The following is an 11,652-nucleotide window of genomic DNA, read 5'->3' as shown; positions in this document are numbered from 1 at the left end:
TTTGCCGGACATCAGATTATGTCCAACGCTTCATTGATTGCCGTCATAAATAACTCATTTAAAGGAATTCCCGCTGCGTTCGCTGTACAGGCAATCACCGCGTTGTGGTCAAAAATACAAAACAACCCGGCTTCTAAGAACCAAGGTTGTCCCTGTGGGTCGATCCGGAAGTCAAATAAACTATAATGACGACAGCCCAAAGCCAAATGACACTTCTTAACTTCTTGCTGAACCTTTTGGGTGATCGGGTCATTAATATCTACAATCCAACCTGGAACATAATTTTTAGCAGTTGAAGCCAAGTCGCCCTCGATTGGTATTTTGAATTTGTCAGTATAGCTGCGGATGGGTCTTACTTGGGGGTCTATCTGATACTCTTCAAGGGGTAAACCGATTAGTTCCCCATCTTTGACAATAGCGCCGCATCTGACTTCTCGACCAGCTTCAATGAATGTTTCTACGATTACCTCCGAAGCAAATTCAAATGCTTTCTTCAAGGCAGCGTCATACTCACTCTTTTCTTTGACTAAGGACACCCCTAAAGAGTTGTCGGCATTTGCGGGTTTGATGACTACTGGAGGTGTAATTGTCGGCACGTCTCCTTCTCGAAGCAATTCTCCAGAAGGGACTTTCACCCCTGCTGCTGCGACAATTGCTTTAGTTCTGGCTTTGTGGGCCGTGAGTGCCATAACATCTGGAGTATTGCCTATATAAGGGATCTTTAGCAAGTCGAATAGTGCCCGGTAGTCAGTCATTCCAGGGAGACAAAACATTTGTGGCAACATAAGGTCAATGTTTTGCGCTGTTATAAACTGTATGGCATCTGATAGAGGCATCGGTTTAGCGATAGCAATATCTTCTAGACTGAGAGAGGAAGGAAATCGCCATTGGCCATCAAGTGTGATGTATGCAATCAGAAAGTCATAGAGCGATGGATTTGCCGTAGCTACCAGACAGCTTTGGGCGTAATTACGTGACAACTCACAATAAAAATGATTGTATGCAGATCCAACTAAATGAAGGATACGAAGTACTGGCATGATTCATCTTCCTAAGTACCGTTGTATTTTTATATAACAACTACGATTGCAAAAATTGCTTGAGAAGAGATGAGGAAGCAAGCGGAAATTATTCCTTCTTAGGGACTTACAAGAAATAAATTATCCAAAGAAACGTAGACGCATTGGCGAAGCCTCTCGCAGAGAAGCGGCTTGCCGCAGGCTACCACTCCAGATGCAGAGAACACAGAGAGAATTTTTGCGTCGGTTTTGGGATATTTTTTTATTTGTCAGTCCCTTATCTTCTTCATCGCTTTCAAGTCTGAGCCAAGGCTCAGACTTGAATGGCACTAAGTTAAGATACAGCCCTTGCCCTAACTGGTTCCCAGCCTAGAGGCTGGGAACCCATCCTGGGAGGGCTGCCGCCTCCTCTTTCTTGACGAGAGGCAGCAGCCCTCTCGGAATACATTCCCAGTCTTAAGACTGGGAACGAGGCGACACAAGCCTTTGGGCTTTTCTTAGTGCTATTCGGCTCAGACTTCTCGGCTCATCTCTCGATTACACAACGCGTCTAATCAGGGTTATACCATCTCGAATCGGTAAGAGAACTTGCTCTACACGAGGATCGGCAGCGACAACACGATTGAACTGAGCGATCGCTTCACCGTTGGCGGTGCGTTGTTCCGGTGGTAGGTAAACTTGTCCCTGCAACAAAGTGTTATCCACACAGATTAAACCGTCGGCAGTCAGTAAGTTACTATCCAAAATGGTCTGGAAGTACTCTACATACTCTTTTTTATCCGCATCAATGAAGATCAGATCAAATACTTCATTTCTGGCAGCCAGCTTATGTAGTGTCTCTAGAGCAGGTGCCACTTCCACAACGATTTTGTCACCGTCAGGAGACTCACTAAAGCAAGCTTGAGCAAATTGAGCAACATAAGGATCTACTTCGCAACCGATAAGTTGCCCATCACTTGGTAATGCTTCTGCCATCGCTAAGGCTGAATACCCTGTGAACATTCCTACTTCTAGAATGCGCTTTGCCTTGGTGATATGAACAAACATTTTCAATGTCTGTCCTTCCAGATGTCCTGAGAGCATCTCCTGCTCTAGTTGACGCACTGTTTCACCATCGCTGAAGCGCTTGCTCCAGTCTTCAATGCTTGTTTTTTGCGCCAATGCTGTCAAGTAGCTCGATTCCGAGGTGGTGTAATCATCCAAGTAGGGATCTAAACCCGCCGCTAATTGAACTCCCTGCCGCAAAGAATCTAATATCTCTACGGGAATGTTGTTCTCTTCGGCTAATTTGAGGGTTTGCTGTAGCTGGGCTACTAAGATGCTATGTGGGGTTATCGGTCTAGCTATTTCTCGTCCTACAACACTCGTCATATTTTCACACCCCTACTAGCTTGGCTTCTTGATTTTCAATGTATGCGTCAACACCTTTTCCGCCACGAGGATATTTAGCACAAAGACGTTTGTGTTCAGCTAGGGCAGCATCAAGTTCTTCACGAGTCAAATCGTTGGCAAAGAAGCACTCACCAATCGGACAAGGCATGGCTGCACGTAGCTTACCATCTCGTGTCAAGCTTATAGACTGAGTAGCATACCAGAGCAAATCTCCATCTAGTAGAGGATGATCGAGTGATAAACCGATACGACTCATCAAGTCTAGGATGCGATCGCGCTCTCCTGTGGGAATATAGCCCCGTTGTGCTGCAATGGTTGCAGATAAAGCCATATCTATATTGACCGCATGACCATGATATAGGGGTATCTGAGGTGCTAATTCTAGGGTAGGACTCCAAGTATGACCGTAAGCAATGACGCGATCGAGGTCTATTTCATGCAAGTTAGGAGTCTCTAACTCCAACATGGTTTTGATTGCTTCGTAGTTGACTTTATGGGCAATCTCTTTAATTTCCGGTGTCGCATTCACATGTCCAAAGTGAGTGGAAAGTAGTTCTTCGCCATATTCGTATAGCAGTTCAAAGACTTCCGAGTTAGAAACTACCGCAATTTTCACCAACTCTGCCATCCCATTACGAACTTGAGCTGTTGGCAAGGTTTTCAAAAATGAGAAATCCAGGATGACTTTCAAAGGTGCATGATATGCTCCCAAGCGATTTTTTTCCTTACGATGATTAACTGCTACCTTAATCGCTACACCTGCATCGATTAAACCAATCAATGTGGTAGGAATGCGGATATAGTTGCTCTTACGACGGTAAGAAGCACAAGCAAACCCAGCCACATCAGTAACTAGACCACCACCAACTACTAAGACTGGTTCTTTACGAACTAAGCCAAAATCGGAAAAAGCATCAACAATTTTTTCAAACGTTGCCAGGGTTTTAGCTGGCTCTGTAATGATGATCGGAAATACTGTCAGTTCAATGTCATAGTGTCTAAAATATGACCTGATCTGATCGCCATAAAGCTCATGAACATTGGCATCAATTACAGTCAAACAGCGACCAAATTTTGCGTAGCTATCTGCAATTTCTCTGTTTTCAATATCAAATGCACCATTCACATAGACAAGACTAAAATCGATTTTTTCGTAACCTTGCACGTGAAACGCAGCTTCTGTAGCTTCAAATGATGCTTGAACTTTATTCATCTGTGTTGACCTTATTCCAATTAAAAAATTGTGAGATTTCGGTAATAATTGCGATTTACCCGAATGTATGCCAGCAAGCAACTATGCTTTTTACCCTTTCAGATAAAAGACAATACAAAATAAGCTTTCAATAAAAAGCTAACGCTGATTACTGACTGGCAATGTTTTTAAACAACACCATTCATTTGAGTAAATTTTGTCGGTGGGTTAACCTTTAATTCGGCGTAACCTCAAACTAGTCAACTAGACCCACTTGCAATATATTGGCATAATACTTGCCTACTTCTTCTGTGGATTGTTGACTTTAAATTTGGGAAATTCATCTGAATTCAGATTTATTCCACTATATCTAAATATAGTGGCTTTCCAACTGTACGATTCCGCAAAAATTCTAGCCGAGACAACTGATTGTATAGTTGATCTCCAAGCTTCAATTTGAGATTAGAACCCTGATTAATCGTTAGTCCGCTGTTTTTTAGCATTAATATCAAACCTTACATTACTAAACTCGCTACATTCTATTTGCTTCAGAATAACAGTGAAATTTTAGGAAGCTTATCTGAATTTTTATTAACTCCACTATGTTTGTCTCTAGCAATTTTCCGACTGTTAGACTTTGCAAAACTCATATTTTAGTAAACTACTCATATTGTCTATATCCAGGCTGACATTTGATATTACAGGCATGATTAATCCTCATCTCGCTGTTTTTTGCATTAGTCTCAAAGCATAAAATGGCTAAAAACCAAGATGACTCACTGCATTATATTCCGAATGACCGTAGAATATCTCTTTCATTCAGTCAATTTACTGCTCAGTATTAAACATGCCTACCTCAGCAACTCCTGAAAATTCAGAATTTAAATATATCTGACTTACTTGTAACAAAAATTTAACTTTTTTAAGGAATGGTTGTGTGTGTTAAAAGTTTCTAAGTTTGCTTAAATTGCCTTCTTAGTCCTAATTTAAGCTAAAATAGCTTAAATTAGCAAATGATTTACTAGTTGGTAACTGAAAACCACAACATAAATCATAACATTAGAATAATACAAATCATAACATCTGTAAATATATTTAAGTCAATCCACCATACGAAGTGTACTGGATAAGCAGGTAGTTACAAAAAAATATGCCTAAAGATAGATATTTTATACGGCAAGATATCTTATGCCGCAGCTATATCTATAGAGACATCTGGTGAATTTAATTATGTGTTGCCCGAAATCCGTCGCTTTTGTCGGTTCTAGATGCACCCAGATGCAATGTTTCACTTTTGCGGGCATGGTTCACGGGTAGAAGATTGCAGTATATTAATTCCCATAGATAGCGAACTACTGCCAAGATATGCGATCGCAGGTGGTACAGTCTAAGACATTATGGAACACATGTTTATATGATGTCTGCGTTGAAAACAGACAACGTTAATGTTGTAGTGGATAGCTGTAATTCTGGCGGTGGTAAACGGGGGAATTTGCGAGTGCGATCGCTTAGGGACTTTCGATATAAAAATTGAGTATTTTTAACAGGCAAAATTTATTGAAATTACTTTTTAAATAATCTTAATATTTCTCAACCTAGGTTAAAAAATCTTGGGATTTAGTTCATAATTAATAGCGATCGCTTTGTAAAGGTTAGTTGATATTAGTTGTCAAACTGCTGGTGAAGTTACAAACTAAGAAATACAACACACGCAATTATTTTATGACTGCTATTTCTAACCTGGAATTCAAACGACCAATTTGGCAAACCGCGATCGTATTGACCTTGGGCTTTTGGCTCAGTGCTAGTTTAGTTTTAGACTGGGTAATTATGCCTAGCCTTTATCTTTCTGGAATGATGAGCCAAGCTGGTTTTACTACAGCAGGTTATACGATTTTTTGGAATTTCAATCGGATGGAATTATTATCAGCTGCTGTTGTATTGACTGGGGCATTAGCTTTGAGCAAAACCCAATATCACTGGCGTATTGGCAGTATTCTTTTATCAGCATTGCTGCTAACCATAGCTATGCTTGACACCTATTTCTTAACTCCGCAGATGTGCGCCATCGGAGTTCAACTCAACCTATTTGAAGCTGCTGCTGCTATTCCATCCACAATGAATTTATTACACGGTAGTTATTGGCTATTGGAAGTAGTTAAGCTACTGGCATGTGGCACACTTTTAAGCTGGTACTGGCGGGAGCAAGTTTAAGTAGATGGAGAAGTATAACGGTGAGAATGTCCACTTTTAAATCTCAGGCCAAAGACGCAAATAATCTATTTGCGTCTTTTTGCTACATATATCTTATGGGTTAATGAATGCGATATCTACAACGGGCTACGCCTATGAGGATGTTTTAAAAGTGGTCGGCTGTAATTTTAGGCACTTGTTGATCCCCCCAACCCCCCGATAAATTGGGGGGAAAGTCTCTAAAAGTCCCCCAATTTATCGGGGGATTTAGGGGGATCTAAAATGTTTTGCTACCGACTGGAGGACTTTTAAAACATCCTCTATGCATACAATTTGGGATTGATATTTGTGACTTTTAAAACTTGGGATTTTTCGGGTAAATTGCTATCAGAAAATGATTCATTTTCTACAAGTGTAATTTAATAAGCAGACATAATTATCTTTTACTGAACATTTTCAGCTTTCCCGGACATCCGAACAAATAAATATTTATGACAATTGTCTGGAAGATGATATCAATTAGTTTTCATGTTTACTTTACTGATTTATCATGAAGTTTATATATTTCTGCTAACTTTTTTTGAAAATTATAGTAACCTAAGTTTTAGTGAGTACGTTACTTGTTATCTACCATCTAGCTGAAAATAGCTATTTTGCAGGTATGTACTACTAATCAGGAATTTCGCTGTAAGTTCTTGAATTTGTCACTCCAAATTGTGCAGGGTGACTATTTAGTCCCACACAACATTAGAACCCGTTTCCAGTACTTATGAAGAGATTCCCTTGTGCTGATTTGGTCGCCTGTGCATCTCACCACACACCATCATGGCGACAATTATCAGCAAACTCATCCTTGGCCGGAGGTTTACCATTCTTGTTGTGCAAGTGATAATTTTGCCGAATCCCCACACTAAGGGTTACTCTACAATCACAAACTTAAGTAAGACATTGAACTTTTGAAATGCTTAGTTTTTAATAATACTTTTTCTTTTGTGAAGTTCCCCTCAAGAATAAACTTCTTGGAAAAGTACCCGACGACTTGCGTCACGGCTACAAAACATACGTTGTCAGCGCGGACTTAATGCCTAAAAGCCTTGATAGTGAGCTATTTTCGTCTACAGTACAGTAGATTGTTGCCGCTCCAGACTTTAGCATTAGGGGGAAAAAAACTTTTGCAAGAGAACGAAAGTATCTAGAATTTTAGGCTACCAAATACGGATAGCAATGATACTTTTGTGACTGATGGGCGAGAGCCAATGGTGTTTGTGTGGCACTTGAGTTACTGTTAGATTGGCTAGATTAGCTAAAGATACAGAAAACCAATCTAATTTTTGAAATACTATATCCTGACAACTAGTCGGGCAATTTTGCTATTGGTCAGTAGCATGAATTGGTTTAGTTGTAACTCGTGGATTATAGCTTAACAGAGATTGGTTAATTAAGAGTTGGGGGGTGTGGAATCTCTGTACTAACTCAATTGTGACCGCTATATTTATCTGACAGTGCTTCCAAGAAAGTCACGGTGAATTCCGACAAGGTAATTCACTAATTTTGCCTGCAAATGTTAATTTTATTCCAGAGCTATCCCAATGAAGACACTTCCGATTAGTAGATACAGATTTTTCCAAAAGCTCCAGCCCCTATCTTTGTTGAAAAAAATCACCGGGAAGTCGGTTACTGGTTGTTTGCAGGTGTTTAGCACATCAGGCTCTTGGTCAATATATGTGGACGAGGGTAAACTAATTTATGCCTGCTACTCAGAGAAAATGTTTGAGCCGCTTTATAGAAATTTGCAATGCCTGAGTCAGGAAATTTCTACTCTCCCTCACGGCATCAAAGACCAGTTGCGGGCGATATTTGAAACTGGTATTGAAAATCAAGCAATACCAAATCCAGATTATCTGGCTATTTGCTGGTTAGTCAATCAGAAATATATCAGTCCCTCTCAAGCAGCAATGTTGATAGAGCAATTGGCGCTAGAAGTTCTGGAGTCATTTCTGAACTTAGAAGAGGGGAGTTATGAATTTATTCCTGAGAGCTTTCTGGATGATATGCCAAAGTTTTGTTATCTAAATCTCCGTTTATTAGTTGAACAATGTCAAGCACCCCGAAGCGTTGGCCAAGGCTCTGTCTGTGACACGCTGCGCGAACGTAGACAAGCGGCTTATCGTCAAACATCGCCAAGTTATCAATCGCATCCTTCACAATTTTTCCAAATAAATGAGCTACAACCTAAAGCCAAAACTACGCCAAAGTTGCCTAAAATAAACGGCTATAAACCAGCTGCTTCCTCTATTAATACTAATGAACACAGGGGTCAGCAAATCATCCAACCACCTGCTGACAAACAAATCTACACAATTTTTTGCATTGATGATAGTCCTACGGTATTGAATGCTATTAAAAGTTATTTAGATGAGCAAACCTTTTCTGTTATCGGAGTCACTGATTCTTTAAAAGCTTTAATGCAGATTATCCGCATAAAACCCAACATAATTTTCTTGGATATTTCGATGCCTAATTTAGATGGATATGAACTCTGCTCTTTGCTGCGTAAACACTCATATTTTAAAAATACACCTGTGATTATGGTGTCAGAAAAAGTAGGATTTCTAGAGAGAGCTAAAGCTAAGATGGTCAGAGCATCGGGCTATTTAACTAAGCCTTTTACACAAGGAGATTTACTAAAAGTCATTTTTCAACATATTGTTTAATTTCCTAATATAAAAAATAACTCCACTTAGGCAACCTATTCTTTTGGAGTTTCAGGTTGAGTATTATCTGGATCGTTACTATTATAATTCTAGAATATTGTCTGATTGAATTGAAATTAATTAATTGTTATCCATAACCCTTGGAGAAATGTAGCACTGCGACATCTTTACATTCTCTTGGCATTGCTCTGCTCTGCCTTTAAAAAAGCTACGAATTTATGCAAAACTGTACTTAGTGTTCAAAAAAGGATTGAAACCTTTGCCTGAAAGTGAATCAGTACTCCTGAACTGATTCGCTTTTTGACAAATGGTTCACCCGATTGGGTGAATGCGATCGCAGCATCCAGAACTACTCTGAAAGTAGAGCCACTTTTTTTTGCTGGAGTGCGATGTCTACGACGGGCTATGACGCTCGATGACTCGCTACCGCTTCGCTATCGGCGTCGCCCCGACAGCTAAAAAACTTTTACAATGGCTATGATTACCTTGAATATTATGCCAATTGCTTATATATCAAAGGGTCTAAGAGTGGATGAAATTGTAAAATCACCGCATAAACCAGATTTTCCACCAGAGAAGATCCCTCTGTTGGAAACAGTTGCTGCCAATTTACCGGGGATGATTTTCCAAATTCTGCAACGGCAGGATGGTTCTGTATTTATCCCTTATATTAGTTCTGGTTGTAAATATTTGTATGAATTAGAACCAGAAGCTGTACAGGCAGACTTTCAGGTGTTATACAAACTGATTCATCCACAGGATATAAAAGCTTTTACAGAATCTATTGCTGTTTGTCGCAATACTCTTACACCTTGGCATTGGGAAGGTCGGATTGTTACGCCTAGTGGCAAACTTAAGTGGATTCAAGGTACTTCGCAACCCGAATTACAAGAAGATGGCGATTTTCTTTGGCATGGCTTGGTTATGGATATTACAGACCGAAAACAAGCCCAAGAAAAATTGCAAGAGAGTGAGGCACGGTATAAAGCAATTTTGGATGCTATCCCCGATTTGATGTTTCGCATCAGCTGCGATGGCGAGTATCTAGATTTGAAAAGTGAGGGAGCAAATATCACTCTTTCGAGAGAAGAAATAGTGGGAAGAAATTTGCAAGAGTTATTGCCGAGTGATGTTGCGGCCATTAGCCAAGTAGCGATCGCTAAAACTTTAGATTCGGGAATTTTGCAAACTTGTGAATATCAATTACCAACGCCTTTGGGAGTTAGAGATTATGAGGCACGGTTGGTAGTGAGTGGCGCAGATGAGGTACTAGCAATTGTCCGAGACATCACAGATCGTAAACAAGGAGAAGTCGCCTTACAAAATCTTGCCCAAAAATTTGCTAAAGCTTTTAGTTGCAGCCCCGATTCAATTACCATTAGCACGCTACAAGAAGGACGCTTTATCGAAGTTAACGACAGTTTTGTGAATCTTTCAGGTTATGGGCGAGATCAGGCAATTGGTAAAACTTCTTTTGAGTTAAATCTTTGGGTAGACGATCGCGATCGCCTAAACTTAGTGCAAGAGTTGCAAAGCACGGGAGTCGCTCGTAACTTAGAAATTGATTTTCGGCAAAAATCTGGTGAGATAATTACCACGCTGCTTTCAGCCGAAGTCATTGATTTGAATGGTATTCCTGCCATTTTAGCAGTGCATCACGACATTACAGAACGCAAACAGGTAGAAGCGCAATTACGCCTTTGTGCCCAACGCGATCGCTTGTTGGCAGAAACCCTAGTGCGAATTCGGTCTTCGCTTAATTTAGAGCAAATTCTTCAAACCACCGTGACGGAAGTTAGGCAATTTCTGCAAGCAGATCGGGTTTTCATTGGTTTAAATAATACCGTCAAAACTCTTGCTGAATCAGTAGATCCCAAGTATCCATCAATCTCAGGTTGGTCTACTAACGATGAAGCTTATCTCCAAGAATTAAGAAACTTACTCAAAGATAATGTTGTGGGTGTCATTGAAGATATAACCCAAGTAACATTCTCTCCCAAAGTAAAAGCGCACTTTCAAAAATTCCAAACGAGAGCGACTTTGGCTGTACCAATTATGCTAAATAATGAATTATTTGGTGCGTTAATTGCTAATCAATGTTCCGGGCCACGTGATTGGCAACCAATAGAAATTGATTTGTTACAGCAAATGTCAGAACAGGTAGCGATCGCGATTCAGCAAAGCCAGATATGCCAAAAGCTAGCAGAACTCAACACTAATTTAGAACAGCAAGTACAAGAACGGACAGCACAGTTGCAGCAGAAAATGCAAGAAGTTGAAAAATTGCATCGTGTCAAAGATGTTGTTTTGCACACAGTTGCCCACGATTTACGAACTTCGGTGATGGGTAACTTGATGGTGTTAAAGAATTTGTTAAATCAGGGGCTGGGGACTGGGGAAGCAGGGGAGCAGGGGGCAGGGGGCAAGGGGGAGAATAAAAAATTACCTCTTTCCCCTCTTTCCCCTCAGCTCCCTGCTCCCTATCCCTCTGCCTCTTCCCAATCCCCAATTTCAATATCTCGCTCAATCATCGAGCGGATGATTCAGGGCAACGATCGCCAATTGACGATGATTAACTCATTGCTAGAAATTAATTCCTGTGAAAAACAGGGTATTGAGATCAAACTCGAACCTGTACAATTTAGCACCCTACTGGCAGGAACATTTGCCCAGTTGGAACCCATACTGACACAAAATCAAGCGACTCTGAAGAACTCGCTTCCCGCAGACTTACCGTTAGTAATAGCAGATGGGATGCGATTGCAGAAAGTTTTGGCGAATTTAATCACACATCGCTTGCAAAATAATCCACCAGGATTAAATTTTACCCTGAGTGCCAGCGTTGAGGCGGGAATGATTCGCACTCAGATTCTAGATGACGGTGTGGTAATGAGTAAAGTAGAGTGCGATCGCCTCTTCGATCTCCATGTCCGCGATCCCCAAGACTGTTGTTCTACAAGCATTGGCTTAAAAATGTATCTTTGTCGGAAAGTTATTAAGGCGCATGGCGGCGAAATCGGTGTTATTAGTCACCGCAAGCGCGGGTTAACTTTCTGGTTTACATTACCTTTGGCAACTCCATCCGCAACAAATCGCCCATAAATCACCAAAAAATGAGAGGGTGTTATAGATAGCAATGTTG

The 11,652-nt window shown here is 40.6% G+C and carries 9 protein-coding genes; 5 read left to right on the top strand and 4 right to left on the bottom strand.

Features of this window, described 5'->3' with window-relative positions:
- Positions 1 to 11: 11 nt before the first annotated feature.
- The 4 genes from V7K62_RS27305 to V7K62_RS27290 all read right to left on the bottom strand — a co-directional run bounded on the left by V7K62_RS27305 (position 12) and on the right by V7K62_RS27290 (position 3,624).
- A complete protein-coding gene (locus tag V7K62_RS27305; protein ID WP_334869688.1) occupies positions 12 to 1,040 on the bottom strand; it encodes a D-alanine--D-alanine ligase family protein in 1,029 nt (342 codons plus the stop codon).
- 120 nt (positions 1,041 to 1,160) lie between these two features.
- The gene (locus tag V7K62_RS27300; RefSeq protein WP_334869686.1) at positions 1,161 to 1,349 is read right to left on the bottom strand and encodes a hypothetical protein; all 189 of its coding nucleotides are present in this window, start codon (positions 1,347 to 1,349) and stop codon (positions 1,161 to 1,163) included.
- Positions 1,350 to 1,556: 207 nt separating this feature from the next.
- A complete protein-coding gene (locus V7K62_RS27295; RefSeq protein ID WP_334869684.1) occupies positions 1,557 to 2,390 on the bottom strand; it encodes an O-methyltransferase in 834 nt (277 codons plus the stop codon).
- 4 nt (positions 2,391 to 2,394) lie between these two features.
- Positions 2,395 to 3,624 (bottom strand): sedoheptulose 7-phosphate cyclase, encoded by a 1,230-nt coding sequence (locus V7K62_RS27290; protein ID WP_334869681.1) that lies wholly within the window; start codon positions 3,622 to 3,624, stop codon positions 2,395 to 2,397.
- A 1,701-nt stretch (positions 3,625 to 5,325) separates the two neighbouring features.
- Here V7K62_RS27290 and V7K62_RS27285 point away from each other — a divergent pair.
- The 5 genes from V7K62_RS27285 to V7K62_RS27265 all read left to right on the top strand — a co-directional run bounded on the left by V7K62_RS27285 (position 5,326) and on the right by V7K62_RS27265 (position 11,612).
- Positions 5,326 to 5,817 (top strand): hypothetical protein, encoded by a 492-nt coding sequence (locus V7K62_RS27285; protein ID WP_334869679.1) that lies wholly within the window; start codon positions 5,326 to 5,328, stop codon positions 5,815 to 5,817.
- Between the two features lie 764 nt (positions 5,818 to 6,581).
- On the top strand, positions 6,582 to 6,710 hold the full coding sequence (locus V7K62_RS27280) for a hypothetical protein (protein ID WP_334869677.1): 129 nt from the start codon (positions 6,582 to 6,584) through the stop codon (positions 6,708 to 6,710).
- 675 nt (positions 6,711 to 7,385) lie between these two features.
- Positions 7,386 to 8,510 (top strand): response regulator, encoded by a 1,125-nt coding sequence (locus tag V7K62_RS27275; RefSeq protein WP_334869675.1) that lies wholly within the window; start codon positions 7,386 to 7,388, stop codon positions 8,508 to 8,510.
- A 300-nt stretch (positions 8,511 to 8,810) separates the two neighbouring features.
- Positions 8,811 to 8,969, top strand: a complete 159-nt coding sequence (locus V7K62_RS27270; protein ID WP_334869673.1) for a hypothetical protein — start codon at positions 8,811 to 8,813, stop codon at positions 8,967 to 8,969.
- A 12-nt stretch (positions 8,970 to 8,981) separates the two neighbouring features.
- Complete coding sequence (locus V7K62_RS27265) at positions 8,982 to 11,612, top strand: PAS domain S-box protein (RefSeq protein WP_334869671.1); 2,631 nt, start codon at positions 8,982 to 8,984, stop codon at positions 11,610 to 11,612.
- The last annotated feature ends 40 nt before the right edge of the window (positions 11,613 to 11,652 follow it).

The sequence above is a fragment of the Nostoc sp. genome, assembly GCF_036917935.1.
Classification (GTDB): domain Bacteria; phylum Cyanobacteriota; class Cyanobacteriia; order Cyanobacteriales; family Nostocaceae; genus Nostoc.
This window is presented reverse-complemented; position numbering and strand designations above follow the sequence as displayed.

Bases quoted from the DNA above. Each gene is read 5' to 3' on its own strand.
- V7K62_RS27265 (WP_334869671.1), top strand. From the start codon at position 8,982: ATGGCTATGATTACCTTGAATATTATGCCAATTGCTTATATATCAAAG.
- V7K62_RS27285 (WP_334869679.1), top strand. From the start codon at position 5,326: ATGACTGCTATTTCTAACCTGGAATTCAAACGACCAATTTGGCAAACC.
- V7K62_RS27290 (WP_334869681.1), bottom strand. From the start codon at position 3,624: ATGAATAAAGTTCAAGCATCATTTGAAGCTACAGAAGCTGCGTTTCAC.
- V7K62_RS27275 (WP_334869675.1), top strand. From the start codon at position 7,386: ATGAAGACACTTCCGATTAGTAGATACAGATTTTTCCAAAAGCTCCAG.
- V7K62_RS27305 (WP_334869688.1), bottom strand. From the start codon at position 1,040: ATGCCAGTACTTCGTATCCTTCATTTAGTTGGATCTGCATACAATCAT.
- V7K62_RS27295 (WP_334869684.1), bottom strand. From the start codon at position 2,390: ATGACGAGTGTTGTAGGACGAGAAATAGCTAGACCGATAACCCCACAT.